General features: G+C 62.6%; 23 protein-coding genes. 10 read left to right on the top strand and 13 right to left on the bottom strand.

Going from position 1 to position 25535, the window contains the following annotated elements:
- Nucleotides 1-115 precede the first annotated feature (115 nt).
- Complete coding sequence (locus B5E67_RS12325; RefSeq protein ID WP_087366657.1) at nt 116-520, top strand: helix-turn-helix transcriptional regulator; 405 nt, start codon at nt 116-118, stop codon at nt 518-520.
- 193 nt (nt 521-713) lie between these two features.
- On the opposite strand, the gene B5E67_RS12320 is transcribed toward B5E67_RS12325, so the two are convergent.
- From B5E67_RS12320 to B5E67_RS12280, 9 genes are all read right to left on the bottom strand, one after another.
- Nucleotides 714-2636, bottom strand: a complete 1923-nt coding sequence (locus B5E67_RS12320; RefSeq protein WP_087385528.1) for a DEAD/DEAH box helicase — start codon at nt 2634-2636, stop codon at nt 714-716.
- Between the two features lie 126 nt (nt 2637-2762).
- Nucleotides 2763-4058, bottom strand: a complete 1296-nt coding sequence (locus tag B5E67_RS12315) for a DUF1015 domain-containing protein (protein WP_087385527.1) — start codon at nt 4056-4058, stop codon at nt 2763-2765.
- 45 nt (nt 4059-4103) lie between these two features.
- Nucleotides 4104-5240 carry a putative glycoside hydrolase gene (locus B5E67_RS12310; protein ID WP_087385526.1) on the bottom strand — a complete coding sequence of 379 codons (1137 nt, stop codon included), beginning with the start codon at nt 5238-5240 and terminating at the stop codon, nt 4104-4106.
- A 122-nt stretch (nt 5241-5362) separates the two neighbouring features.
- A complete protein-coding gene (locus B5E67_RS12305; protein WP_242956980.1) occupies nt 5363-5995 on the bottom strand; it encodes an Rnf-Nqr domain containing protein in 633 nt (210 codons plus the stop codon).
- On the bottom strand, nt 5992-6717 hold the full coding sequence (locus tag B5E67_RS12300; protein ID WP_087247967.1) for an Rnf-Nqr domain containing protein: 726 nt from the start codon (nt 6715-6717) through the stop codon (nt 5992-5994). The genes B5E67_RS12305 and B5E67_RS12300 overlap by 4 nt, the downstream gene beginning before the upstream one ends.
- Nucleotides 6714-7733 (bottom strand): RnfABCDGE type electron transport complex subunit D, encoded by a 1020-nt coding sequence (locus B5E67_RS12295; RefSeq protein WP_087247969.1) that lies wholly within the window; start codon nt 7731-7733, stop codon nt 6714-6716. Before B5E67_RS12295 ends, B5E67_RS12300 begins: the two co-directional genes overlap by 4 nt.
- Before the next feature lie 23 nt (nt 7734-7756).
- The gene (gene rpe, locus B5E67_RS12290) at nt 7757-8407 is read right to left on the bottom strand and encodes a ribulose-phosphate 3-epimerase (RefSeq protein ID WP_087385525.1); all 651 of its coding nucleotides are present in this window, start codon (nt 8405-8407) and stop codon (nt 7757-7759) included.
- Nucleotides 8408-8667: 260 nt separating this feature from the next.
- Nucleotides 8668-10161: an ATP-binding protein gene (locus tag B5E67_RS12285; protein WP_087385524.1), complete on the bottom strand. Its 1494-nt coding sequence runs from the start codon at nt 10159-10161 to the stop codon at nt 8668-8670.
- Nucleotides 10161-10859: a response regulator transcription factor gene (locus B5E67_RS12280; RefSeq protein ID WP_087247975.1), complete on the bottom strand. Its 699-nt coding sequence runs from the start codon at nt 10857-10859 to the stop codon at nt 10161-10163. The genes B5E67_RS12285 and B5E67_RS12280 overlap by 1 nt, the downstream gene beginning before the upstream one ends.
- A 470-nt stretch (nt 10860-11329) precedes the next feature.
- Between B5E67_RS12280 and ychF the strand changes: the two genes are divergently transcribed.
- Together ychF and B5E67_RS12270 are read left to right on the top strand one after the other, a co-directional pair.
- Nucleotides 11330-12463 carry a redox-regulated ATPase YchF gene (gene ychF, locus B5E67_RS12275; protein WP_087247977.1) on the top strand — a complete coding sequence of 378 codons (1134 nt, stop codon included), beginning with the start codon at nt 11330-11332 and terminating at the stop codon, nt 12461-12463.
- A gap of 13 nt (nt 12464-12476) precedes the next feature.
- Nucleotides 12477-13160 carry a 5'-methylthioadenosine/adenosylhomocysteine nucleosidase gene (locus B5E67_RS12270; RefSeq protein WP_087247979.1) on the top strand — a complete coding sequence of 228 codons (684 nt, stop codon included), beginning with the start codon at nt 12477-12479 and terminating at the stop codon, nt 13158-13160.
- 75 nt (nt 13161-13235) lie between these two features.
- Here the strand turns inward: B5E67_RS12270 and B5E67_RS12265 are convergent, their stop codons facing one another.
- From B5E67_RS12265 to malQ, 3 genes are all read right to left on the bottom strand, one after another.
- Complete coding sequence (locus B5E67_RS12265; RefSeq protein ID WP_087247981.1) at nt 13236-13676, bottom strand: hypothetical protein; 441 nt, start codon at nt 13674-13676, stop codon at nt 13236-13238.
- Between the two features lie 154 nt (nt 13677-13830).
- Complete coding sequence (locus B5E67_RS12260; protein WP_087385523.1) at nt 13831-14634, bottom strand: GGDEF domain-containing protein; 804 nt, start codon at nt 14632-14634, stop codon at nt 13831-13833.
- Nucleotides 14635-14864: 230 nt separating this feature from the next.
- Nucleotides 14865-16430, bottom strand: coding sequence for a 4-alpha-glucanotransferase (gene malQ / locus B5E67_RS12255; protein ID WP_087385522.1), 1566 nt, complete (start codon nt 16428-16430; stop codon nt 14865-14867).
- 366 nt (nt 16431-16796) lie between these two features.
- Between malQ and B5E67_RS12250 the strand changes: the two genes are divergently transcribed.
- From B5E67_RS12250 to B5E67_RS12240, 3 genes are read left to right on the top strand one after another with little or no spacing between them, the layout of a single operon-like run.
- The gene (locus B5E67_RS12250) at nt 16797-17984 is read left to right on the top strand and encodes an alanyl-tRNA editing protein (protein WP_087385521.1); all 1188 of its coding nucleotides are present in this window, start codon (nt 16797-16799) and stop codon (nt 17982-17984) included.
- 34 nt (nt 17985-18018) lie between these two features.
- Nucleotides 18019-18774 (top strand): tRNA (guanosine(46)-N7)-methyltransferase TrmB, encoded by a 756-nt coding sequence (gene trmB / locus B5E67_RS12245; RefSeq protein WP_087385520.1) that lies wholly within the window; start codon nt 18019-18021, stop codon nt 18772-18774.
- Between the two features lie 24 nt (nt 18775-18798).
- Complete coding sequence (locus tag B5E67_RS12240; RefSeq protein WP_087385519.1) at nt 18799-19872, top strand: putative ABC transporter permease; 1074 nt, start codon at nt 18799-18801, stop codon at nt 19870-19872.
- Nucleotides 19873-19982: 110 nt separating this feature from the next.
- Here the strand turns inward: B5E67_RS12240 and B5E67_RS12235 are convergent, their stop codons facing one another.
- A complete protein-coding gene (locus tag B5E67_RS12235; RefSeq protein ID WP_087366726.1) occupies nt 19983-20675 on the bottom strand; it encodes a hypothetical protein in 693 nt (230 codons plus the stop codon).
- Between the two features lie 319 nt (nt 20676-20994).
- Here B5E67_RS12235 and B5E67_RS12230 point away from each other — a divergent pair, with 319 nt between their 5' ends.
- The 4 genes from B5E67_RS12230 to thrS all read left to right on the top strand — a co-directional run bounded on the left by B5E67_RS12230 (nt 20995) and on the right by thrS (nt 25114).
- Entirely contained in the window at nt 20995-21222 is a 228-nt protein-coding gene (locus B5E67_RS12230) for a hypothetical protein (RefSeq protein WP_087247995.1), read from the top strand.
- Between the two features lie 159 nt (nt 21223-21381).
- Nucleotides 21382-22020, top strand: coding sequence for an RpiB/LacA/LacB family sugar-phosphate isomerase (locus B5E67_RS12225; protein ID WP_087366730.1), 639 nt, complete (start codon nt 21382-21384; stop codon nt 22018-22020).
- 52 nt (nt 22021-22072) lie between these two features.
- Nucleotides 22073-22570: a DUF1622 domain-containing protein gene (locus B5E67_RS12220; RefSeq protein ID WP_087385518.1), complete on the top strand. Its 498-nt coding sequence runs from the start codon at nt 22073-22075 to the stop codon at nt 22568-22570.
- A gap of 756 nt (nt 22571-23326) precedes the next feature.
- On the top strand, nt 23327-25114 hold the full coding sequence (gene thrS, locus B5E67_RS12215) for a threonine--tRNA ligase (protein WP_087248001.1): 1788 nt from the start codon (nt 23327-23329) through the stop codon (nt 25112-25114).
- Nucleotides 25115-25535: the final 421 nt, after the last annotated feature.

The following is a 25535-nucleotide window of genomic DNA, read 5'->3' as shown; positions in this document are numbered from 1 at the left end:
TGTTGCCAAGATGTAAAAGTTCTTCCATACGTGCAATTTCGCAATAAAGCTCGTCCTTATTTCGTATTTGGAATGAACGAAAGAGCTCCAGGCTCTGCATCGATCGGAGGAAACTATGACTGAACTACAAGCGAAGGACCTGCGTACAGGCCCCGGCCGGAGCGGTACGGTGAACAAAGAGGCGCTGGTCCGCGCCGCCCTCGATGAAATCGTCAACAACTATCGGGAGGCCAACCTCTCGAATGTGGCGCGTACTTATGAGGTTTCGCTGGCCTACGTCAGCGAATGTGTCCGGGCCGAGACCGGCAAAACCTACAAAGAACTGCTGCAAAAGCACCGTCTGGAAACGGCGGCCCGGATGCTGCGCCGCAGCGACATGACCATCCAGCAGATCATTGCCCAGGTCGGGTATGAAAACACCAGCTATTTCTACCGCCTTTTCCGGGCCCACTATGGCCAGAGCCCCCGGGAATACCGGATGAGCCGTCTGACCCGCTCCTCTTTCGCGGACCGAAAATAAGGTCCGCGCCTTTCCCCTTCCCCTGCAAAAACCGGCACCCCTTGGGCGTTCTGCCCGAAGGATGCCGGTCTTTTTGTGCAGGAAAGCAAAATTCAAGGCAGACCCGCGGCGGCCTGGAGCCTCCGCGCAATCTGCCTCGAATCCTCACGCTGCCCCCTTCTGTCCAAACAGAGCCGGGGCGCTTTTTCTATTCTCAGTAATCCTGGCTGTGGTCCTCGATGGGCGCCGTGGCGCCGCCGTGGGCCTCCATATACTCCTCAAAGCTGGAGAACTTCTGCTGGGGCGGCCGGCGGCTGATGAGCACCAGGCCGGGGTCGTCGCTGTGGCTTTCGTGGCTGCGGCTGCCGCGGCCCTTGGGCTGGCTGGAAGCCTGGGCCCGGCCGGAATTGTTCCGGCTGTTTTGGCTGCGGCCTGCGCCGTGGTCGGCGGGGGCGTTCTTGGGGGCGGACGCCTTGGGCTGGGCGGCGGGGCGGTTCTCCTTTTCCCCGCGGGCGGTCCGCTGCTCGGCGCTGCGTGCCTCATTGCCCTTGGAGGCGTTCCGGTTGGAACGGCTCTCCTTGTCCTCCTTGCGGCCCTCGGCCTGCTTTTCCCGCTGGGGCCGGGCGTTCTGGGCGTTGCCCTTGCCGCTGCGGCCATTGGGGTTCTGGGGCTGGATGGCGGTGCGGGGCTTCTCCCCCGAGCCCGCCACCGTCTTGGCCGGCAGAACTGCCGTCTCGGCGCCGGTCAGGAAGTGAGGGTCAAATTTCGGCTGCTGCGGATTCTGGCCGCCCTGGGCGGGCTGCTTGCCGCGGCCGCCGTCCCGCCGGCCGCGCCGGGAACGGGAACGCTTCTCCCCGCCTTCGCTGGCGCGGGGAGCGGTCTTTTTGGTTTCGTCCATGATGGTCTCCTCTTTCTCTATCTTGAGGGGCTGCACCTGCCGCACCTTCACCGGCCGGACAGGCTGCGCCGCCTTGGGTTCCTTCTGGGGTTCCTGGGGCTGAGGGCTGTCCCAGGGATGTCCGCTCACCACCGGGATTTTCTTGCGGTTCAGCTTTTCGATGCCCGCCAGGTACTCCCGCTCCTCAGGAGCGCAGAAACTGACGGCGGTGCCGTCCGCCCCGGCCCGGGCCGTCCGCCCGATGCGGTGCACATAGGTTTCGGGCACCTCGGGCAGGTCATAGTTGAACACATGGGACAGCTCGCTGATGTCGATGCCCCGGGCGGCGATGTCGGTGGCCACCAGGACCTTGGTCCGGCCCGCCTTGAAGCCCTCCAGCGCCGCCACACGGGCGCTCTGGCTCTTGTTGCCGTGGATGGCCGCCGCGGTGATTCCCTGCTTGGTCAGGTCCCGGGCGATGCGGTCGGCCCCGTGTTTGGTGCGGCTGAACACCAGTGCATTGCGGACAGGGGGCTCCAGATTCTGAATCAGCCAGGGCAGCAGCCGGCGCTTGTCCGCCTTGGAGACAAAATACAGGCTCTGCTGGATGCGGTCCACCGTGCTGGACACCGGGTCCACCTTCACAAAGGCGGGGTCCCGCAGGATGGTGGCGGCCAGCTGCTCAATTTCGGTGGGCATGGTGGCGCTGAACATCAGGTTCTGACGCCGCGCCGGCAGCTTGGCGATGACCTTTTTCACGTCGTGGACAAAGCCCATGTCCAGCATCCGGTCCGCCTCGTCCAGGACGAAAATCTCCACCCCGGACAGGTCTACATGCCCCTGGCCGATCAAATCGTTGAGCCGGCCGGGGCAGGCCACCAGAATGTCCACCCCTTTCTTGAGCTGTTCCACCTGGGGCGCCTGGCCCACGCCGCCGAAAATCACGGTGTGGCGGAGGGGCAGGTACTTGCCGTACTGGCCAAAGCTCTCCTCAATCTGGAGGGCCAGCTCCCGGGTGGGGGTCAGGATCAGGGCCCGGATGGACCCCGGGTTGGAAGCGGGCCGGGCCGACAGCAGATCCAGCATGGGCAGGGCGAAAGCCGCCGTCTTGCCGGTGCCGGTCTGGGCGCAGCCCATCAGATCCCGGCCTTTCAGCACCGGCGGGATGGCCTTTGCCTGAATCGGAGACGGCTTTTCATAGCCCGCCTGGGCGACCGCCCGCAGGATGGGTTTGGATAAATTCAGTTCTTGAAATGTCATTCTACTCCTTGGTTGCGTGTGGGAAAACAGGTGAAAAATCCGTCATGCCCGGACGGCACAGTGCGTACGGGCATGACACAGGCAGGGATATCCCGGCCCGGGCCCTGGGCCCGGCCGCCGGATGGTTTATTCGGTGATGCGGCGGCACTCCATGTAGTACCGCTTTTCTTCGGCGTGACCCATACTGAAGGTCTTGCGGGGCAGCACGCCGCCCAGCACCACGCCGCGGAAGATATCCCCTTTCTTCATGGGCGGCAGCAGCAGGCCCACAGCCCCCTCCTTCGCGCAGAAGGAGCGGACGGCGGCCTCATCGTGGACATAGTCCACCCGGGCCTCGGGGTGGTTTTCGAGGAAATACTCCACGAATTCGTCCACCGTGCCCACCCCCAGAGGGGCGGTGGGGTTTTCAAAGCTGAGGGCGCACTCGTCCTGCGGGCCGGTCAGGCGGAGCTTCTGTTCAAAGTTCTCCCCGAAGCGGACCCCCGCCATATTTTCATCGCTCCATGTAACCAGGTTCAGCAGCACCGTCTCATAGCTGGTGTTGAACAGAACCCGGTGGATCGGCTCGATTTCCACCGCGTCCGACCGCACATTGCAGACCTCTGCCAGGCACCAGCGGGCCGGATGATTTTCCCGCTGCTGGGGGGTCAGGGTCTTTTTGATTTCCTCCCAATAGGCCTTGGCGGTGGCCAGGGAGTGGTTGCCGTCCCCGACGGCCAGAGCCAGGGGGCGGTCATTGGGGGCCGCAGGATACTTGGCCAGGAAAGTCTCCTGGCTGCTCAGAACCGCCATGGCCTCCTCGATCTGCCGGATCAGGGCGGGGTCCTCCACCGCCCAGCCGGCCACCGGGCCGCCGCCCAGCATCAGCTCCCCTTCGTACAGGGGGCGCAGCCGATCCTTCTGGCGGCCGATGGGCTCAATCAGCAGCTGATCGGGGTCGTCCGCCAGCATCATCACATGGGGGGTCTCCAGGCAGGCGCCGCGGCGGACCGCCATCCGGGGCGGGATCCGCTCCTCCACCGTGTGCTCACTGGGCCGGATCAGGGACAGGCTGCCCAGATGGTAGTTGTACGCCTCCAGGTCCACCCGGCCCACCAGGCCCTGACGGATCCGGCCGCTCTGGAGGGTCCGCTCTACGTAGACAAAGCCGTCCACCGCCCGGGTCAGGACGCTGCGGCTGTATTCTTCCATGGTCCGGTGGATTTCATCCACCCGGGCCTGCTGGTCCTTGTCCCCCAGATACACCTCCGGCAGGATCATCCGCAGGGTGCTGGGGCCGCCGGCGGCTGCCGCCTCGGCGCTGGCCCAATAGTCCCGGTCACTGGTAAACTGGTCACAGGCAATGCAGCCCCACTGTCCCAGGGGCACGGATGCCTCGGGCAGAAGGATATGGGCCGGCATAAAGCAGGACGTTTTTTCCATGATTCGGTTCCTCCCTCTCACAAAAGACCCAAACTGTGGGTCAGATCAATAAAAGCTCCCGGTCTCGCTGTCCCGCACGACAACGTACTGAGCCCCCAGCTCTTTCATCTGGGCGACGGTCTGGGCCAGCTGGGCCGGATCCTGGGCTTCCCCGGCCGGCAGGCTGATGACCAGATTCTTCACCCCCAGCTGGGCGGGCAGAGCCCCCAGGGTGGAGCTGACGCCGGTGCAGCTGGACACAGGGTATTCGTACCACAGGGTGACCCGCCCCGCAAACCGGGCGTCCCATGCGGCAATGTCCGCCGCCAGCTGGCCGTCGCGGCCCACGCCGCCGGTCTCGCCATAGCTCTGTTTGGAGGAGGTGGACTGGGGGAACTGCACTGCCGACAGGCAGACCTGTTCAAAGCCGCAGTTGTACAGTTCTTCCACCAGATCTCCCACAAACTGGATGGCCGAAGCCGCATAGGGATTCAGCCAGGCCTTGCCGCCGGCGGCCGCATTGGCTGCATCCAACCAAAGGTAATTGCCGTCGCCGCTGTACTGAATGGCCATGGAGCGGTCGGTGTAGCTGGCCACAGGGTCCTGGAAGGCGGCCACTCCGGCCACCGGCACCAGGCCCTCCTCCTTGAAGATGGAGGCGATGAGGGCAGGGTCCACCACGCTGGCGGCCACACTGCCGGAGGCCGCCGGCACCGCCGACGCATAGTAGATATAGCCGTTGGTGTCTTTCAGGGGCACCAGGGCATAGGTCACGCCCTGGCTGGCCAGGGTCTGGGCGGTGGCCCGGATGGATGCCTCATCCCCCAGCGCCGAAAGGCTGACGGTGGCCCAGCTGCCATCCCGAATGGCGGTGCCGTCCACCGGCTCGGGCCGGGAGGACGCCGCCTCGGAGGAAGCCGCCGAGCTGGCCGCCTGGGACGAGGAGGACGCAGCCTCGGACGATGCGGCCGACGAGGCCTCCGAAGACGCCGCCTCGGAGGAGGACGGCAGGTCTCTGTCCCGCACCACCGTGTACCAGGTATGGGTGGCCCAGTCCAACACATAGGGCGCGGCCAGCCAGGCCACACCCAGCACCACCACGGCCAGCACGAGGATGCCCAGGGCCTTCTTGATCTTCATTCCCCGGCTGTAAAAGCTGCGGTGATACCGCTTGACTTTTTTGTTCCGCCTTCTCTTCGGCATGGTTCCTTCACCTTTCCCTTACAGGCGGGAAACAATTTTTCCTGCCACCGTTCGTGAAATATTGTTCTAAGCCAGCCCGGTTCCCGGGCCGTGTCCCCAACAGAAAACGCCTTCGGCCCGGTTTACAGGATGACGGTGTGGCCGGTCAGGCCGTAAATGGCCAGCGCCAGCACGCCAATGTAAATCAGGGTAATGGGCATCCCGCGGAAGGCCGCGGGAATCGCCTGGCTGCGCAGGCGGTTCTGGGCTTCCGTCACCAGCAGCACCGCCAGCAGATAGCCCACGCCGCTGCCCAGGCCAAAGCCCATGGACTGCAGCAGGCTGAAGCTCTGGGTCCGGCCCAGAAGCAGGGTGCCCAGCACACAGGTATTCAGGCAGGCCAGCGGCAGAATCCGCAGCAGCTGACGCTGCCAGGGCAGCTTGACCAGATGCAGAAAGACCATTTCGGCCACACTGACCACCGCAATACAGGCCAGATAGACCAGAGGCCGGGAGGCTGCTCCCAGCCCAAACGACGCAGCCATGCCGCCCACATACCAGGCCAGCGGGGCCAGCAGAAGCTGGGTGATGCACTGCAGGATACCGAACAGGACGCTGTTGGTCCGCTCGTCTCCCACCAGCTGCACCAGGCGGGAGACGCCCAGTGCACGGGTAAAAACAGCATTCTGGGCCAGAACCGCCATCATGGCGTAGCCAAAGAAGATGGTCAGCGCCTCGGAAAGAGAGCCGGCCGGTGCAAAGATGGCAGTATTCACGGTTCTCCCCTCGCTTCCTTTTGATGGTTGACAATCACCTGGTTGCGGGCCTCATTGGCCAGGAACGCCCGATACCGGGCCGCCAGGGCCCGCCAGATGGCGCTGAGGACGCCCAGCAGGATGAATCCGCCCGCCGGCATGGAGGCCAGGGGCAGCAGCACGGTATTGGCCGTCACGGCAAAACCAAAGACGGTGCCGGAGGCCAGCCATTCCCGGACGCAGCCCACCAGCAGCAGAACCACCGCATAGCCCACCGTCACCCGCAGGCCCTTGGACACCGACTTGCGCAGGGTCTCCTGGACGCGGCCGTAGCGGTAGATGATGAGGGGTTCCACCACCAGCATGGGCAGATAGATGCCCAGGGTCAGCAGTTCCATCCCGAACAGACGGCTCATGAGGGGGTAAAACAGCAGATACATGACCGCCGCGGTGCCGGAATAAATCAGGCCGCGGGGCAGCAGTTTGGCACGCAGTTCTTCCTCACTGGCGTGCTCCTCCAGGGGCACCAGCTTGCTGAGGAAAAAGCTCACCACGCGGGAGGGGGTCAGCAGCAGAGCCACCGCCACCGCCAGCATCAGGGCGTTGCGGCCGGTGGTGGCCAGCACCACCACCGGGGCCAGGCCCATGCCCTGCATGATGACCGGGTTATTCAAAAAGATGCGGTCGTGATGGGCGTACTTGCCCGGGTCACGAAGGATGACTTCCGCCTTGCTCTGTTTCATAAGGCAGCCTCCTTCCCGCCGGCCCGCCGGTTTTCAGGCAGGCGGTACAGCCGCTCCACCACGCGGTCCAGCCAGCCGGCCAGGCCGTTCATCATCAGGATGGCAAAGCAGACCGCCGTCTCGTACACGCCCACATAGCGGAACAGCATACTGACGCAGCCCAGCAAAGCCCCATACAGCACCTGGCCCAGTTTGCGCCGGGGGCAGGTATAGGGCTCACTGATCAGGAACACCGCGCTGTACAGGGTGGCGCCGCTGACCAGTTCGTATTTCACCAGATTGAGACGCTGCCAGACGCTGTCCCACACGGCGGTGTGGACCAGATCGGCCTGGCGGGGGAACAAAAAGACAATCACAGCGCAGGCCGCCAGGAAACTCAGGGCAGCCGGCAGCCGGATATCTTTCTGGGTGCAGAGGAACAGCCCGCAGGCCAGCAGAATCAGGACGGCGCCGCTGCCCAGCGGGGCGGCGAACTCACCCAGAAACAGGGACAAAGACCCTACGGTGGGCAGGCCGCCGTTGCGCAGGGTATTGCTCATGCCGCTGACCAGGTTGACCCCCGAGGTGTCAAACAGGGGGATATTGGCGTAGGGCTGGGGGTACAGAAAGACCTGTTCCGGCCAGGACACCGCCACCACCACATAGCCCACAGCCGCGGGATGAAAGGGGTAGCTGCCGTAGCCGCCAAAGGCTTCCTTGCCCAGCAGGACGCCGGCCACCACCGCCACCACCAGCACATACCAGCTGACCGTCGCCGGCATCAGCAGGGCGATGACGAGGGCAAAGCTCTCATTGGACCAGTCGGAGGCGCTGTACACGCGGCGGCGCAGCACCGCCACCAGACGGTCGCACAAATTGCCGGTCAGGAGGGCCACCAGGCACATCACGACCGGCCGCGGCCCATACAGATAGGCCGACATGCAGACAAGAGGCAGCGCCATCCAGCAGATGTGCTTATAATACCGGCCCGTCTGGGCCAGCGCCGCCTCCTGTTCTTTTCTTGTTGTTTCTTCCATTGGTCATCCTCATCCGAACGGAGTTACACCGCCGCCAGGGCCTGCACCACAGCAGCCGGGTCAGCCGCAGCAAACACGGCGCTGCCCGCCACCAGCACGTCCGCGCCGGCTTTAGTGCACAGAGGAGCCGTCTCGGCGTTGACGCCGCCGTCCACCTCCAGCAGGAACTCCAGGCCCCGGGCCTGACGCTCCGCCTTGAGGGCGGCCAGCTTATCCAGGGCCGAGGGCATGAACTTCTGGCCGCCAAAGCCAGGCTCCACCCCCATCACCAGGACCAGGTCCAGCCGGTCCAGCCAGGGGAAGAGCTTTTCAGCCGGGGTGCCCGGGCTGATGGTCATGCCGGCCTTGCAGCCCGCTGCCTCGATGGCGTCCAGCACAGCAGCCGGGTCGTCCTCGGCCTCCAGATGGAAGTTGATGAGGCTGGCGCCCGCCTTGGCAAAGGCATCCACATAGGACAGCGGATGGCTGATCATCAGATGCACATCAAAGAAAGCGCTGGGGATGCCCCGGTGCAGGCTGGCCAGCACCGGCACGCCGAAGCTGATGTTGGGCACAAAGTGTCCGTCCATTACGTCAAAGTGGAGCATTTCGGCTCCGGCTTCCAGCGCCATGCGGCACTCATCCCCCAGACGGCAGAAGTCGGCAGATAAAATCGATGGACTGATGATCGCCATGGTATGTTTACTCTCCGTTGTATCAGTTTTTTGTATTCCGTTTCGTTGGCGGCGCACCATGCGCAGCTTACATTTTAGTGTACACGAAAACGGCACAAAAATCAAACCCGACGCCGTCTTTTTCACGGAAATGACGTAAATTCATCGGATCAAATGCCCAGATTTTCCACAAAATCCCCTGTTTTCGGACCAAAAAGCCCGCCGAGCAGGGTCCAAATTTCGCGCCGGACCGTCCACTCTGCCCGTCCGCCGGCCCGGAATTACTGCGCCGGCCGGGCGGGGCCGGCCTGGGTGGTGTCGTCGGACAATTTCAGCAGATCGCCGCGGCCCGGCACCTCCACCGGCAGGGTAAAGACAAACCGGCACCACTCGCCCTGTTTGCTCTCCACCCGAATCTGTCCGCCGGCCAGGTTCACCAGCACCTTGCAGATATGCAGGCCCAGCCCGGCGCCCCGGGCATGGAGGCCGCGGGACTGGTCCTCTTTATAGAACCGCTCAAACACAAAGGGCAGCGCGTCCTCGGCGATGCCCTGGCCGCTGTTCCAGATGGAAATTTCGGCCTCGGGGCCCAGCTTTTCGACGTTGAACCGGATCACCCCGCCGGGAGGCGTGAACTTGATGGCGTTGTCCAGCAGGTTATACACCACCTGATGGATCAGGTCGGGGTCGGCGTACACCAGCACTCGCTCGTCCATGGTGAGGCCTTCCAGGTCAATCTGGCCGTCATTGATCCGCTGTTCGGCGGACAGGGCCACCCCGGTGAGGGTTTCCCAGATGTTGAACATCCGGGCGTTGACCTGGTATTCTCCCGACTCCAGCTTGGACAGGTCCAGCATATTCTGGACCAGCCGGGCCAGACGGCCCGTCTCCTGGGACACCAGCTGCAAATAGTGGTTGTGGAGTTCGGGCGGGATGGTGCCGTCCAGAATGCCGTCGATGAAGCCCTTGATGGTGGTCATGGGGGTGCGCAGCTCGTGGGCGATGTTGCCCATAAACTGGCCCCGGGAGGTGTCAATCTGCTGCAGGTTGGCGGCCATGGTGTTGAAGGTGCGGGCCAGATCGGCGATTTCGCCGTCGCCGTCCACGTCCTCCACCCGGACCGAAAAGTCACCGCCGCCGAATTTCTGGGCGGCCTCGCTGATCCGGTGCAGCGGCTCGGTGAGGCTGCGCATCATGAACATGGTGAGGACGCTGGCGCAAATCAGCATCAGGCAGGCCGACAGGAAGAAGTTGGAGGCAAACCGCCCCACAAAATCATCCAGCATCTGCCCCGAGGCACAGACAAAGATATAGCCCACGGTCTCGGAATTGCTCAGAATCGGCCGCGCCGAGACATAGAACTCCTCGTCAAAGGAGCCCTTCATCTTGCCCAGCTCGTGGTATACCCCTTCCTCGGCCCCGGCCACATTGGCCAGAACCTCCGGGGGAATGTTTTCCCGGGTCAGGTGGTTGCTGTTGGAAGCAAGAACCACCTTGCCCTCGGTGTCGGTAAAGAAAATATAGACGTTGGCGCTCTCGCCGATCAGGTCCACCTGACCCACGACGCTCTCCATCTTCTCGCTCTCGGTCAGGTCGTCCCAGAAATACCCTACCGTCCGGCCGGCCAGGTCGCCCACGTCGTCCAGGGTATCAAACCGCTCCTCAGCAAAATATTTGCTGAACAGGACCAGCTGGGACAGACCCATGACGGCCACCGCCAGAATCAGCAGGGTGGCCACCGTGGAGAAGAAAGCCACCGATATGCTTTTGCGCATTACTGACGCACCTCGAATTTATATCCCACGCCCCAGACGGTTTTCAGCTCCCACTTGTCGGAAGCGCCGGCCAGCTTTTCACGCAGGCGCTTGACATGGACGTCGATGGTGCGGGAATCGCCGTAGTACTCAAAGCCCCAAACCTCGTCCAGCAGCTGATCCCGGGTATACACCCGGTTGGGGTGGGAAGCCAGGCAGTACAGCAGTTCCAGTTCCTTGGGGGGAGCCTCCACCACCTTACCCTTGACCTTCAGCTCGTAGCTGTTCATATCCAGGCGGAGGTTGTCAAACTCCACCACGCCTTCCACCGGCTTTTCAGCTGCCGCGCCGCCGGCGCACCGGCGCAGCACCGCCTTGATGCGGGCCACCACTTCCTTGCTGTCGAAGGGCTTGACAATATAGTCGTCGGCGCCCAGCTCCAGGCCCAGGACCTTATCGAAGGTCTCGCCCTTGGCGGTGAGCATAATCACAGGGGTATCGCCCTGCTTGCGGATGCGGCGGCAGACCTCCCAGCCGTCCAGCCGGGGCATCATGACATCCAGCAAAACCATATCCGGCTTGATCTGGGCGTACTTTTCCAGGGCGTCCTCACCGTCCGAGGCGAGGGTGACCTGGAAGCCCTCTTTGGTCAGGTAGAGCCGCAGCAGCTCACAGATATTCTGGTCATCGTCCACGACGAGGATCTTTTCGTTTGCCATGGTATATTCCTCCAGCCATTCCCATCGCAGCGGGCGCGCAGCGCGCAAAATCTTCTTCCCCCTGCGTTTTACATTTTGCGATATAGCTTTATTATACGGAACAGATATGACAAAATAAAGAACTTTCCGGCTTTTTCGTGAAAAAGCTTCACTGGGTACCATACAGTTTCCGGGTCTCCGACACTTCCGCGGGGCCTTTACGCTTCGGCTCGTTCTCTACGTTTGTGCCTCTTGCGCTTAGCCGGTTTTTGCGGCGCGCCACGGCGGGCACTTGCAAAAATCGGAGCGCGGCGCCAGCTTCGGCTCGGCTGTTTCGTCCGCAGGACGCGCCGAGCCAAAGCTGCCTTTTGCCTACTTTTTCTCGAAAAAGTAGGTTGCGCTTGGGGCGAGGGTTCAGTATAATGAGGAGGAACGCAAAATCCGGCGCTGTGCCGCAGACGGCGCAGCCTGCTATAAAGGAGCATTATCGTATGAAATTAGGTATCGTCGGCCTGCCCAACGTGGGCAAGTCCACCCTGTTCAACGCCATCACCTCGACCCGCAACGCCGAGGCCGCCAACTATCCTTTCTGTACCATCGAGCCCAACAGCGGCATCGTGGCGGTGCCCGACAGCCGGCTGGACAAGCTGGCCGAAATCTGGCAGACCAACAAAAAGACTCCCGCCATTGTGGAGTTCGTGGATATCGCCGGCCTGGTGAAGGGCGCTGCACAGGGCGCCGGCCTGGGCAACAAGTTCCTGGGCCATATCCGGGAATGCGACGCCCTGGTCCATGTGGTGCGCTGCTTTGACGACGACAATATCATCCACGTGGTGGAGGATGTGACCCGCGCCGAGGCCGTGGACCCCATCTCGGATATCGACGTCATCGACTATGAGCTGATCCTGTCCGACCTGGAAGTGGTTCAGAACCGGGCCGGCCGGATGGCCAAGGCCGCCAAGAGCGGCAACAACAAGGGCGCAGCCGCTGAGGCTGCCTGGCTGGAACAGCTGGCCGCCCATCTGGCCGAGGGCAAGCCCGCCCGCAGCTTTGACTGGGACGAAACCAGCGACGACCAGAAGAACGTCCTGCGCGAGATGGGCCTGCTGAGCGCCAAGCCGGTGCTGTACGCCTGCAACGTGGGCGAAGATGACCTGATGGAGGGCATCGAGAACAACAAGTATGTTCCCCTGGTGGCCCAGCGGGCCGCCGCCGAGGGCGCCAAGGTCATCCCCATCTGCGCCCGCACCGAGGAGGACATCGCCGACTACAGCCCCGAGGAAAAGAAAGCCTTCCTGGCCGAAATGGGCATCCAGTCCAGCGGCCTGGACAACCTGATTACCGCCAGCTATGACCTGCTGGGCCTGATCTCCTTCCTGACCGACGGCAAGAAGGAATGCCGCGCCTGGACCATCCGCCGCGGCACCAAGGCTCCCCAGGCTGCCGGCAAGATCCACAGCGACTTTGAGCGGGGCTTCATCCGGGCCAGCGTCATCCACTACGCCGATCTGGAGGCCAACAACTTCGACTATGCCGCCGTCAAGGCCAAGGGCATGCAGCACACCGAGGGCAAGGAATACGTGGTGGAGGACGGGGACGTCATCGAGTTCCTGTTCAACGTCTAAGGAGGTGGACGCAATGGTCATCGGCATTATGGGCGCCATGCCCGACGAGGTGGACCAGCTCTGCGCCCGCCTGACCGACGTGCAGGTTGAGGACTACGGCGGCGTGCAGTATCACTGCGGCAGCCTGGCCGGACGCCAGGTGGTGGTCTGCTGCGCCGGCATGGGCAAGGCCAACGCCGCCGCCACCACCCAGGTCCTGATCACCAAATACGCCGCCCAGCAGATCATCTTCTCGGGCATCGCCGGGAACATGACCAGCAAAATCGGCATCGGCGACGTGGTCATCGGCGGAACGGTGCTGTATCATGACGCTCAGCTGGACATGATCTGCCAGAATCCCCCCTATCTGAAGGAATACCACGGCGATCCCGCCCTGATTGCAGCGGCCGAAGCCGCCTGCGCCGAGGCCGGGGTCCGGTACATCACCGGCAAGATCGCCACCGGCGACCTGTTCATCGGGGACAGCGCCTCCAAGGAGGCCATCGCCGCCAAGTGTGACCCCGACTGCGTGGAGATGGAGGGCGCCGCCGTCAGTCAGATTGCGGCCAAGAACAACGTTCCCTGCGTCATCCTGCGGGCCATGAGCGACAACGCCGACGAGGACGGCCACGAGGTTCTGGTGGTGAAGAAATTCAGCATTGCGGAATATGTAGCCACCGCCACCCGGATTGTGGCCTCCATGATCCAGCGGCTGTAATCCCCCGCCCCATCATTCATACGACAAAAGGCGCAGCCTTCCACACCGGGAGGCTGCGCCTTTCTTTGGGTCTTGTTACAGGAACTGTTCCAGCTTGATGCGGTTGTCCTCCTCAAAGTCCTGGAGCCGCTGCATCAGCCGTTTGGTGCCGGGGGCGGCGTTGGGATAATCCTTCTGGCACTTGATGCAGTCCATCACGCCCTGGCTGCTGCCCTCGGACAGCATCTCGGCCAGGTTCCGGGTGGACTTGTCGGTGAGGGTCTTCATGCTGATGCCCATTTTGGTGTTCATCTTGGCAAAGGCGGACTGGCCCTGCGCCTGGCCGCCGCAGGCCTCCATGTCGCTGTGGGCCTCCTGGCTCAGCTCCTGATAGCCGTTCCGCTCCCGAATCAGTTCGGCGCGGAACCGGGCATCGTCGGTCATGGGCAGGATCTGGGCCAGGGTATTTTTGCCCATCTCGGTGTTCTGGATGACCGCCTCCAGCATATTCAGGTTGTCGTTTTTCTGGTGTTCCATCGAAAAAGCCTCCTTTTGGGTCTGGGAACGCCCCCGCAAGGGGGGACTTTGGTTCCTAGTGTGTACCAAAAGGAGGCTTTTATACCGTGGGTTTCGGGGCGCAAAAAATCCGGCCGGAGGGCAGACGCCGTTCCGGCCGGATAAAGGTTTGATATCAGTCCCGGGCGCAGATGCAGTTGCCGCCGCTGGACACTGCGGCACACAGCCGCTTGTCGCACAGGTGGTACAGGTTCTCCCAGCTGCGCTGGCCCTCGGCCAGCTCAGCGGTGCCTGCCACGCCGATGGACAGGGTGAAGGCCACCCGGCTCATCATGCCGGTGCCGGCGATGCAGCTGCAGGGCATGGAGGCGTAATGCTGCCGGACTTCTTCCTCCAGCTGGGCCGCCGTCATTCCCTCGCAGACAATCAGGAGAATCCCGCCGTGGAGGCGGCAGACCACTCGGCTGTTGGGCACGTCGTAGTGTTTTTTCCACTGGTTGACGATGGTGCAGACGATCTGGTCCAGAGAGGGCTGCCCGTGGGCGTACCGCAGGCGGTCGGCCTCGTCCAGCGACACCAGCGCCGCGGCGGCCTGGCCGCCGGCCTGGAGGATTTCATCCAGCCGGGGGCTGAACACCGTCTCCACATAGCGGCGGTTGTAAGCGCCGGTCAGGAAGTCCCGGTTGAGGTCCTCCCGCACCAGTTCCCGCTCCCGCTCGGTCATCCGGTCCTCGGGCAGGGTGTTGCCCGCCAGGGGCGCGCTCATCTGGATGCCATAGCTGGCTCCATCCACCTTGACGCAGCGGCGGAGCACACAGCTCACCTGGCCGCCCCCCTGCTCATAACTCACCTGCATGGCGTCATCCTGCCAATGCTCCTCGGACTCGGGCGGCAGCGCAACAACGCTGACGTCCTCAAAGACCATCTGTAAAGCCTCGGTCAACCTTTGCAGGTCCTGCACCGTACATCCTTTTTTCATCGCTGTTTCCCCCGCTGTGCGCCGGTCCTTCTTCATGGGCCGCGGCGGCAAAATCCCTCCGTCCGGCTTTGCTCCCCACGCTCCAAGGCGGCTGCATATTCCCTCAGACGGGCCCTCTGCCCATCCATTTGCCAGCTTGTCTAAATAACCAGCATATGTAAATTATATCACGGACTGGATCTATTTTCCAGCCGCGGGGGCAACTTTCCCCCCGGATTGCGGAAATTTTGTCATTCTGCTAAAAGATTCTCCCGGGTACGGCAGCTTACCTCACATTCCTGGCGGATTCGCTCGGCCAGGGCTGCGGTGTCGAAGCCTTTCTTGGCCCGCCATGCCCAGTTGCCGCCCAGGCGGCCCGGGGTGTTCAGATGGGCCTCGGCGCCCAGGCCCAGCCAGTCGTACAGGGCGATGATGGCCCGGTCCGCCGGGGAGCTGAGGGCCGCCCGGAGAATGGCCTGACGGGCCTCGGCGGGCTCCACCAGGGCGGCCTGGGCCGCGGTGGGCTTGAGGTAGCTGGTCAGGTGCAGATAGGCGGCAGCATTCCGCTTTTCGGTCTTGGTGGCCACGTTTTCCCACCAGTCGGTGATGGTGGTGTTGTCGTGGGTGCCGGGGTACACCACGCAGTTCTTGATGTGGTTGTAGGGCAGGTATTCATTGTCTCCGCCGGTGAAGGCAAACTGCAGCACCTTCATGCCGGGGAAGCCGCTGTCGGCCAGCAGCTGGCGGACGCTGTCGGTCAGATCGCCCAGGTCCTCCGCGATGATGGGCAGCTGGCCCAGGGCGTTCTCCAGGGCGTGGAACAGCTCCATGCCGGGGCCCTGCTCCCACTTGCCGGTCTTGGCGGTGGCGCTGGAAGCCGGGATGGCCCAATAGGTGTCGAACCCGCGGAAGTGGTCAATCCGCACCAGGTCATAAATCGAGGTGGCGTAGCGCACCCGCTTGATCCACCAGGCAAAGCCGGTCTTGCGGTGATAGTCCCAGTCATAGAGGGGGTTGCCCCACAGCTGGCCGTCGGCGGCAAAGTAGTCCGGCGGGCATCCGGCCACCCGGGCAAAACGGCCCTCGCTGTCCAGCTCAAAGAGACTGCCGCCCACCCAGGCGTCCACCGAGTCGGCCGAGACGTAAATGGGCATATCGCCCAGAATCTTGATGCCCTTGGCGTTGGCGTAGGCTTTCAGCTTGCTCCACTGCTTGCTGAATTCATACTGGAGGAACTTCCAGAAGCCGATTTCATCCTGGTTTTCGGCGGCGTAGCGGCGGAGGGCCTCGGCGTCCCGCAGACGGTATTCCCGGGGCCACTCGGTCCAGGGCTTCATCTTCTGCTCCGACTTGAGGGCCATGTACAGGGCGTAGTCGTCCAGCCAGTCCTCCTGGGTCAGGGTGAAGGCGTAATAGTCGTCGGGGTAGTACGTCTCGCAGCCATGGACGCCGACGCACTTGGCCTGCCATGCCTTATAAGCGGCCCGCAGGAGCTCATAGCGGCTGTTGTACAGGGCGCCGTAGTCCACCACGCAGGGGGCTTCGCCCCAGTCGGCTTCCTCCAGCTGCTCTTTTGTGAGCAGGCCCTCGGCCTGCAGGGCTTCCAGGTCGATGAAATAGGGGTTGCCGGCAAAGGCCGAACAGCTCTGATAGGGACTGTCCCCGTAGCCGGTGGGGCTGAGGGGCAGAATCTGCCAGATGCTCTGGCCTGCCGCCGCCAGAAAATCCACAAACTTCACAGCCTCTGCGCCGAAGCAGCCGATCCCGTAGGGGCCGGGCAGGCTGGAAATCGGCATCAAAATTCCACTTTCACGCATGTTCCGTTCCTCTCTTTTTTCAAACGTGCCGCCCTTTTATGCGCGGCCCTGTCTATTTTATGATATCACAACCGGTAACTATTTTCCACAGGCAAAAATCGTGGTATAATAGCCCTAAACGGGCTATTTGACCTAAATGACAGCGCTTCGCGCCCATTGGTTTTTGTCCGCTCTGGCGGACATGGTATAACGGCTGCAAGAGCAGCCATTTGACCAAGAAGTGCGCGCGATGCGCGGATTTGTTTTTGTCCGCTTTGGCGGACATGGTATAATAGCCTTAAATAGGCTATTTGACCTAAATGACAGCGCTTCGCGCCCATTGGTTTTGTCTGCCGTTTCCCGCTGTTCAGAGAGAGGAAATCCATCATGCACCCAACCGAACGTTTTTACGAAGCCGACCCCTACCGCGCCGAGGCGGACACCCTGATTGAGGCCGCCGAGCCTCTGGCTGAGGGCGGGGGCCGCATTGCCATGACCGGCACCGTCTTTTATCCCGAAGGAGGCGGCCAGCCCGCCGACCGGGGTACCCTGACCCTGCCCGACGGCACCGTCCTGCCGGTGACCGACGTCCACGAAAAAGAGGGCATCATCTGGCACACTGTGTCCCTCCTGCCCCCCGACGCCAAAGCCGGGGTCCCCGTCCACCAGCAGATTGACTGGGAGTGGCGGTTTGACAAGATGCAGCAGCACACCGGCGAACACATCCTGTCCGGAACCCTGCACCGGCTGTTTGGGGCCGAGAATGTGGGCTTTCACATCGGCAGCGAGGCGGTGCGGATGGACACCAGCGTCCCCATCAGCCCCGAGGAGCTGCGCCAGGCCGAGGCGGAGGCCAACCGCTTTATCTGGCGGGATCTGCCGGTCCAGATCAGCTATCCCAGCCGGGAGGAGCTGGCCCACATGACCTACCGCAGCAAAAAGGAGATCGAAGGCCAGGTGCGGATTGTCACCATTCCCGGGGCCGACGTCTGCGCCTGCTGCGGCACCCACACCGCCACCACCGGCCAGGTGGGTCTCATCAAGATTCTGGCAGCGGAACACTACAAGGGCGGGATGCGGCTGTCGGTGGTCTGCGGCGGCCGGGCTCTGGCCGAAGTCCAGGCCATGCAGGACCGCCAGAGCACCATTGTGGCCCTGCTGAGCGCCAAGCCCGCCGAGACGGCCAACGCAGTCCGCCGGGTTCACGCCGAACTCACCGCCCTCAAGTACACCCAGTACGGCCTGTGCGGCCAGCTCTTTGACGCGCTGGCCGGAGCGGTGGGACCCCACGAGGACGCCATCCGGACGGTGGCCGGTCTGGACCCCGACGGGCTCCACCGGCTGGCGGTGCGGCTCACCGAAGCCACCGACGGCCTGTGCGCCGCCCTCACCCCCACCGACAAGGGCTGCGGCTACTGTCTGGCCCGCCGGGACGGGGACGTCCGTTCCCTCACCAAGGCCCTCAACGCCGCCTGCGGCGGACGGGGCGGCGGAAAGCCCGGCATCTGCCAGGGCAGCTGTTCCGCCGGGCCGGAAGAAGTGGCCGCCTTCCTGCAGAATGCAGCCCATTCGTAAAATCATCAATCCATAAAACAAGGAGTATAACCCTATGCGCATGCGTTTCAAGCCCTACGCGCGGGCCGAGCTGCTCGCCGCCGACTTCCACATCCATGACCCCTTCCACCTGCAGGGCCAGTGGCACAACCAGTTCGCCAACCCGGAACTGCCCCTGGTGCTGGAGCTGGGCTGCGGCAAGGGCGGCTTTATCTCCCAGCTGGCCGCCGCCCACCCCGAAAACAACTATCTGGGCATCGACATCACCGACAAGGTGCTGATTCTGGCCAAGCGGAAAATCGAGGCGGCCTATGCCGCCGTCAACCGTCCCATCGACAACGTGCGGATCATGAGCGCCGACATCGAGCGGATTCGCAATCTGTTTACCCCCGAGGACACCGTCAGCCGGATTTACATCAACTTCTGCAACCCCTGGAGCAAGAACGCTTCCTCCAACAAGCACCGCCTGACCCATCCCCGGCAGCTGATCCAGTACCGGGATTTTCTGGTGGACGGCGGGGAAATCTATTTCAAGACCGACGACGATGACCTGTTCCGGGACAGCCTGGCCTACTTCCCTGCGGCGGGCTACGAAATCACCTGGCAGACTTACGATCTCCACGAGAACGAGCCGGCCTGGAACATCCGCACCGAGCACGAGGGGATGTTCACCGAAATGGGCATCAACATCAAAGCCCTGATCGCCCGCAAAATCCCCGGCGACGACAGCGTCACCTGGGTGGAACCCAAGCGCCGCGGCGGCCAGGACGAGGACGACGCCGAAGCCCCTGCCTCCGGCAGCGAGGAATAACCGGCTTTTTTGAGAGGCTGTCTTATGATCTTTGGATTCACCTTGTATCAAATCGCAGCGTATTTCCTGATTTACTCTTTCCTGGGCTGGGGGCTGGAGGTGGCTTATGCCGCCGTCACCACCGGCAAGCTGGTCAACCGCGGCTTTCTGAACGGCCCGGTCTGCCCCATCTACGGTTTCGGGATGCTGACCATGCTGTTTTTCCTGACCCCGCTGCTGAACAACAATCTCCTGCTGTTCATCGGAGGCGTCATCATTCCCAGCGCCATCGAGCTGGCGGGCGGCTGGCTGCTGTATAAGATCTACCACACCCGCTGGTGGGATTACACCGACCGGCCCTTCAACCTGGGCGGCTATATCTGCCTGGAATTCTCCCTCTACTGGGGCCTGGGCGCCGTCTTTATGATGAAGCTGGTCCACCCCACCATTGCCGCGGTGGTGGGCATGGTGCCCACCACCGCGGGTTGGATCATCCTTGCCCTGCTGTACATCCTGTACGGCGTGGACCTGGTGGTCACCACCATCACCGCCACCGGCCTGGCGGAGGAGCTGGAAGCTCTGGAGCGGATTGCGGACGGCATCCACGACATCAGCGATGTGATGACCGACCTGATCGGCTCCACCGCCCTGGACGCCGACCAGAAGCTGGACGAGAGCCGTCTCCAGATCAAGCTGGCCCAGGCCGAGCTGCGGACCGCAGGCGAAAAGCTGTCGGCCAAGGAGATCCGCCGCACCTCCCGTGCCGCCCGTGACAAGGCGGACGAGGCCATCGAGGCCGCCCGCCGGGCCGGCGAGCTGGCCCGTCTGAACGCCATGGAGGCCGCCGAAGCGGCCCGTCTGGCTGCCGCCGGCACCGTGGAGCGGGCCACCGACCGGGCCGCCGAGCTGCTCCAGCTGGAAGACCTGCGGGCCGAGCTGGAAGCCCGTTCGGAGGAAATGCAGGCCCAGATGCGGGCCCAGATGCAGCACGGCTCCTTCTTTGGCGCCGGCCGTCTGCTCCACGCCTTCCCCCGGATGCGCCACGGCCGCCGTCACCTCTCCCTGGACGCTCTGCGGGAGCGCCTGCGCCGGAAGGACGACGACGAATCCCAGTCCTGAATACCAAAAAAGCTGCCGCAGGGTTTTGGCCCTGCCGCAGCTTTTCTTTTTGTATTCCCTTTTGATTTTCCCGGGAAACCGGACCCCCAGAGGGACCGGTTCCGCCTTCATCAGGTGAGCTGATTGGGATAGATGACGAAGTTGACTTCCTTGTTCTCCAGGCGGTAGACAATCCGCAGGGTCTGGAGATTCTCGGTGATCTGGCCGATGCAGTCAATGTGGGAAGCGCCCTTGGGGACTTTGGCGTATGTATTCTCCTTGCGGGGCTGGCCTGCCGAACCGGTGTAGCAGACAGCGCCGAATTTGCCGTCGTTCAGGTACATGCCGTTGTTGTAGCCCCAGATGACAGCGGGGGCCTTCACCATCCGGTTGGCGTTGGGGTAGGTGGGATACTCGCTGGTTTCCTCGGCGTTCTTCTCCCAGCGGTAGAAGTAATCCCGCACCTTTTCGTCGGTGTACTTGGTCTCGAACCAGTCGAAGCTGTAGCGCTTGTTGTACAGCTCGATGTCGGCGTCGGTGGTGTTGGTCATCTCGATCCGAAGATAGACATAGCGCTGGCCGTCCTCCACCTTCAGCTGATAGTTGGACGCCACATCGGTGTGGTTGGAGGCGGTGACCTCCCAGGCCTCGGCAATCTTCATGGAAACCGTGCCGCCATTTTTGTCGGTCCAGGTGACGGTCTCTCCCAGGCCATACTCGGCGTCAAACTTGGTGCAGCCGCCCAGGAGGCTGGACGAGGCCAAAGCCAGGGCGCCTATGCCGGCGCACCTCATAAAGTTTCTGCGGGAGATTTTGCAAGACATAGGATGTCCTCCTTCACGTTTCTTATGTTACACCGGCCCTGCAGCCCGAAAAAGCTGCCGCGGCATACGTCTCGGTATGGTTTGATTCTATCACAGGGGGCAGATTGTGTCAATCAACACCCAGAATTTTTCATTCGATACGTCCTTTTTTCGATTTTTGCGCCGGGCCGCCGGGCGGCCCGCTGATCCATGAGCCGCCTGCATCTACATGTTTGATGGGTGCAATTTATTTCATCTGTTTTTCCACAGCGGACGCCTTGCAGGGCCGGTCTGCGGTCCATTATAATAGAGTCAGAGAAGACCCAAGGAGGGATGTTCCATGAAATCTTCGGTCCTTCATCTGCCTGCCCACTGCGCCCCCATCGGGGCGGAAAACCTGGCCGGCATCGACGGCGGATGCTGCCATCGCGCTGCCGGCTGCTGTGCCGTTTCCTACGACTGTCCCTATCAGGGCCAGCCCGCCGGACGGCATGCCCGCCGGCGCCGCCACGCTGCCTGGTGCCAGCCCGACTGCACCGGTTTTGACTGCATGGTGCAGGCCGAATGACCCCCAAACCACGCCGCTGCATCTGCCTTTGCAGCGGCGCTTTTTGTTTGTTGGATGCATGGCATTGACTTTCCTGTCCAAAACCGGTACACTGGGACGTAGGAAAAAAGCCGCGCCGTCCCGGGAGTGGACAGCGCCGGGAAATGGAGGTTCATCCCTATGAAAATCGCACTCATCAACGAAAACAGCCAGGCCGCCAAGAACGGCATCATCCTCGCCGCCCTCAAGAAGGTGGTGGAGCCCATGGGCCACGAGGTGGTCAACTACGGCATGTACGCCGCCGACGATGCCGCCCAGCTGACCTACGTTCAGAACGGCATCCTGGCCGCCATCCTGCTGAACAGCGGCGCCGCCGACTATGTCATCACCGGCTGCGGCACCGGCGAGGGCGCCATGCTGGCCCTGAACAGCTTCCCCGGCGTCATCTGCGGCCACGTGGAAGATCCCGTGGACGCTTACACCTTTGCCCACGTCAACGACGGCAACGCTGTGGCTCTGCCCTTCGCCAAGGGCTTCGGCTGGGGCGGCGAGCTGAACCTGGAGTACATCTTCGAGAAGCTGTTCGGCTTCGGCCACGGCCAGGGCTATCCCAAGGAGCGCCGCGAGCCCGAGCAGCGGAACAAGATCATCCTGGACGGCGTCCGCGCCAACAACTTCAAGCCCCTGATCGACTGCCTGAAGGGCCTGGACCCCGCTCTGGTCAAGGGCGCTGTGGCCGGCGAGCACTTCAGCGAGCTGTTCTTCCCCGCCTGCAAGGATCAGGAGCTGGCCGACTACGTCAAGACCCTGCTGGACTGAGCCTCTGACCCTCCGATTCCACCCCACACCCAGAAAGGATAACCGCTAACCCATGCTGCAACTCTTTGAACAAATGGACTCCGGGATGGAGACCGCCCTGGCCGTCTCTGTCCCTCTGATTTCCGGCATCGCCGAGCTGATCGGCCTGCTCATCATCGTGGTCAGCCTGCTGCGCACCACCTACCACTATCTGCGGGTGGTTTTGTTCCACGACGACTACGACTATCACCTGGAGATGAGTACCGGCCTGATTACGGCGCTGGAGTTCCTGATGGCGGCCGAGGTCTCCAAGACCATCCTGCTGCCCAGCCTGGACGCCGTCCTTCTGCTGGTGGCAACCTTTGGTTCCCGCGCCCTGATGAGCATACTGCTGCGGGTGGAAATGCGCTCGGAGCGGGCCGAGCGTGCCGAGGCCAAGCGCGACGAACGCCGGGCCGAGCGCCGGGCGGAACTGGAGTCCAGTCCCTTCTGGCCCTGGAAACCCGGCGCTGCCGGCGAGTCCGCCGGGACGGACCGTTCCGACGATCCCGACCAGCGGGAAGCCCAGTGACCGGCTTGGGCATTTTGGCGAAAAGCAGGGGCCGCCTTTTGGCGACGCTGTGAAACGTCCCAAAACGCCGCGCCCGTTCTTGACATTTCGCACAAAGCGAGCTATACTGACATCGTCGAAAGCAAAGGCGCTGACGGACTGGAGTCTGTCAGCGTCTTTTTGTTTTCGCGGCCCGGCGCCTTCCGCTTTTCGGGGAGAATAGAGGGCTCTCTGAGAGGCGGCCCCTGCCGCAAGGGTTACGGTGCGCGGGCGTTCTCCTTCTTCTTTTTCTTTCCTTTTACCAGATGCAGAAAGCAGAGCAGCCTCCGCCCCCAGCCTCCGACAGGGCGGGGGCTGTTTTGCTGGGGCAGACAGGTTTTTGCCCCGCCCGCTTGCATTTTTGCCGCAGGTGTGCTACAATCTTCTCAGTTTCATCCTGGCCAAGCGTGAGAGGGCCCCGGCGCCCTCTCGGATGCGGACAAACAGGGGCAGAACCGCGACGCCTGAGAGAGGGCTGCCGCCGCAGCGATGCGGCGTGCTGCAAGCAGCCTGGCGCAGCCCGCCCCCTACCACCGCGGAGTGCAGAGGCGAACCTCTGCCGGGTGTGCCCGTTACAGCACATCGAGAGGCGCAGCCCCCTGGGCGGCGCAATTCGGGTGGAACCGTGGAGCGTTCCCGGCAAAGAATAACCGGCGCTTCATCCCGTGCATACGTTCTGCGGGATGAAGCGCTTTTTTATTTTCCATGCAAACCCTATTTGGAGAAAGGAATACTGCGATGAAGATCATTTACAATGACGGCACCGTTGCTGAGTGCCCGCAGGACCAGGAACTGCACGTTTTGCGCCACACCGCCGCCCACATCATGGCACAGGCCATCAAGCGCCTGTACCCCGAGGCTGACTTCGGCTATGGCCCCGCCACCGAGAACGGCTTCTACTACGACGTGGACCTGGGCGACACCAAGCTGACCGACGAGGATCTGGCCGCCATCGAGAAAGAGATGCGGAAGATCGTCAAGGAGAACCTGCCCATCAAGGCCTTCATCCTGCCCCGTCCCGAGGCCATCAAGCTGATGGAGGACCGTCAGGAGAAGTTCAAGGTGGAGCACATCGGCGATCTGCCCGAGGATGCCACCATCAGCTTCTATCAGCAGGGCGAGTACATTGATATGTGCGTCGGCCCCCACCTGACCTACACCAAGGCCCTGAAGGCCTTCAAGATCACCCAGCAGTCGGGCGCCTACTGGAAGGGCGACAAGGACAACAAGATGCTCACCCGCATCAACGGCGTCGCCTTCCGCACCCAGGAGGAGCTGGAAGCCTGGGAGAAGCAGCAGGAAGAAGCCCGCGCCCGGGATCACCGCCGCATCGGCAAGGAAATGGGCCTGTTCATGACCGACGACCTGGTGGGCCGCGGCCTGCCCATGTTCCTGCCCAACGGCTACACCGTCTGGCAGGAGCTGGAGAACTATATCAAGGCCAAGGAGCGCGCCCGGGGCTATCAGCACGTCATGACCCCCTGCGTCGGCACCGTCAACCTGTACAAGACCTCCGGCCACTGGGATCACTACCGTGAGAACATGTTCCCCGCCATGGAGATGGAGGGCGAGAGCTACGTCCTGCGTCCCATGAACTGCCCCCACCACATGATGATTTACGCCAACCGGCCCCATTCCTACCGTCAGCTGCCCATCCGCATCGGCGAAATCGCCCACGATTTCCGGTATGAGTCCAGCGGCACCCTGAAGGGCATCGAGCGCGGCCGTCACTTCTGCCAGAACGACGCCCACCTGTTCGTGACCCCCAGCCAGATCAAGAGCGAAGTGGCCGCCGTCTGTGACCTGATTTTCGAGGTGTACAAGGACTTCGGCATCACCGACTACCGCTGCGTGCTGTCCCTGCGCGACCCCGCCGACAAGAAGAAGTACCACGACGATGACGCCATGTGGGATCACGCCGAGACCGCTCTGCGCGAGGTTCTGACCGAGCTGGGCATCAACTTCACCGAGGAGATCGGCGAGGCTGCCTTCTATGGTCCCAAGCTGGACGTCAACGTCCGTCCCGCCGTGGGCGCCGAGTACACCCTGTCCACCTGCCAGCTGGACTTCTGCCTGCCGGCCAAGTTCCACCTGACCTACGTGGACAGCGACGGCACCGAAAAGACCCCCGTGGTCCTGCACCGCGCCATCCTGGGCTCCATTGACCGCTTCATGGCCTACCTGATCGAGGAGACCAAGGGCCGCTTCCCCACCTGGCTGGCACCCACCCAGGTCAAGGTCCTGCCCGTCTCGGAGAAGACCCTGGACTACGCCACCGAGGTCACCGAGAAGCTGGTTGCCGCCGGCATCCGCGTTGCTCTGGACAGCGACAACGAGAAGATCGGCTACAAGATCCGCGAGGCCCAGCAGGTGGACCGCGTGCCCTATATGCTGGTTCTGGGCGCCAAGGAAGCCGAGGCCGGCAACGTCTCGGTCCGTGACCGCAAGGGCGAAACCACCACCATGGAGCTGGATGCCTTCATCCAGAAGGTCTGCGACGAAATCGCCACCCGCGCCCACGAGTAACCTCCATCCTTTTCTAGAAGAAAAGGATGCAAAAGACTTTCAACTGGTACCACCAACTGCTGTGAACTTCACAAGGCCCTGCCAGCGGTCAGGTCTCAGCCTCTTTAGGAAGGCTCCCGGCCTGCGGCCTGGTATGATGCAAACTGCCTCATAGCCTGATTTTCTGATCCACAGCAGAGCTTCATAAAAACACAAATCCCCGTTCCTTTTTACAGGAACGGGGATTTTTTCTTTCCCCGCGGCTGCGCCGCCGCCCCCAAGGGCTGAAACACAGGGTGCATTCTCTATTCCAGACCTTTCCTCCCACAACAAACAATGCGAGGGCCAGCTCGTGAGAGCCGGCCCTCGCAGAGGGACCCTATCTTTCGTGACGCAAAAGTTCTTTTGTTTTGGTGCGATCAACAACAGAAGGAATATTGGT

This window comes from Faecalibacterium sp. An122, from assembly GCF_002160895.1.
GTDB lineage: Bacteria > Bacillota > Clostridia > Oscillospirales > Ruminococcaceae > Faecalibacterium.
The sequence above is the reverse complement of the archived record's forward strand: the minus strand, read 5'-3'. Positions and strand labels throughout refer to the sequence as shown.

Coding starts and splice junctions, on each gene's coding strand:
- B5E67_RS12285 (WP_087385524.1), bottom strand. CDS start 10,161: ATGCGCAAAAGCATATCGGTGGCTTTCTTCTCCACGGTGGCCACCCTG.
- B5E67_RS12300 (WP_087247967.1), bottom strand. CDS start 6,717: ATGAAACAGAGCAAGGCGGAAGTCATCCTTCGTGACCCGGGCAAGTAC.
- B5E67_RS12260 (WP_087385523.1), bottom strand. CDS start 14,634: ATGAAAAAAGGATGTACGGTGCAGGACCTGCAAAGGTTGACCGAGGCT.
- B5E67_RS12325 (WP_087366657.1), top strand. CDS start 116: ATGACTGAACTACAAGCGAAGGACCTGCGTACAGGCCCCGGCCGGAGC.
- ychF (WP_087247977.1), top strand. CDS start 11,330: ATGAAATTAGGTATCGTCGGCCTGCCCAACGTGGGCAAGTCCACCCTG.
- B5E67_RS12295 (WP_087247969.1), bottom strand. CDS start 7,733: ATGGAAGAAACAACAAGAAAAGAACAGGAGGCGGCGCTGGCCCAGACG.
- malQ (WP_087385522.1), bottom strand. CDS start 16,430: ATGCGTGAAAGTGGAATTTTGATGCCGATTTCCAGCCTGCCCGGCCCC.
- rpe (WP_087385525.1), bottom strand. CDS start 8,407: ATGGCGATCATCAGTCCATCGATTTTATCTGCCGACTTCTGCCGTCTG.
- B5E67_RS12225 (WP_087366730.1), top strand. CDS start 21,382: ATGAAAATCGCACTCATCAACGAAAACAGCCAGGCCGCCAAGAACGGC.
- B5E67_RS12310 (WP_087385526.1), bottom strand. CDS start 5,240: ATGCCGAAGAGAAGGCGGAACAAAAAAGTCAAGCGGTATCACCGCAGC.
- B5E67_RS12220 (WP_087385518.1), top strand. CDS start 22,073: ATGCTGCAACTCTTTGAACAAATGGACTCCGGGATGGAGACCGCCCTG.
- B5E67_RS12320 (WP_087385528.1), bottom strand. CDS start 2,636: ATGACATTTCAAGAACTGAATTTATCCAAACCCATCCTGCGGGCGGTC.
- B5E67_RS12235 (WP_087366726.1), bottom strand. CDS start 20,675: ATGTCTTGCAAAATCTCCCGCAGAAACTTTATGAGGTGCGCCGGCATA.
- B5E67_RS12315 (WP_087385527.1), bottom strand. CDS start 4,058: ATGGAAAAAACGTCCTGCTTTATGCCGGCCCATATCCTTCTGCCCGAG.
- thrS (WP_087248001.1), top strand. CDS start 23,327: ATGAAGATCATTTACAATGACGGCACCGTTGCTGAGTGCCCGCAGGAC.
- trmB (WP_087385520.1), top strand. CDS start 18,019: ATGCGCATGCGTTTCAAGCCCTACGCGCGGGCCGAGCTGCTCGCCGCC.
- B5E67_RS12250 (WP_087385521.1), top strand. CDS start 16,797: ATGCACCCAACCGAACGTTTTTACGAAGCCGACCCCTACCGCGCCGAG.
- B5E67_RS12270 (WP_087247979.1), top strand. CDS start 12,477: ATGGTCATCGGCATTATGGGCGCCATGCCCGACGAGGTGGACCAGCTC.
- B5E67_RS12230 (WP_087247995.1), top strand. CDS start 20,995: ATGAAATCTTCGGTCCTTCATCTGCCTGCCCACTGCGCCCCCATCGGG.
- B5E67_RS12280 (WP_087247975.1), bottom strand. CDS start 10,859: ATGGCAAACGAAAAGATCCTCGTCGTGGACGATGACCAGAATATCTGT.
- B5E67_RS12240 (WP_087385519.1), top strand. CDS start 18,799: ATGATCTTTGGATTCACCTTGTATCAAATCGCAGCGTATTTCCTGATT.
- B5E67_RS12265 (WP_087247981.1), bottom strand. CDS start 13,676: ATGGAACACCAGAAAAACGACAACCTGAATATGCTGGAGGCGGTCATC.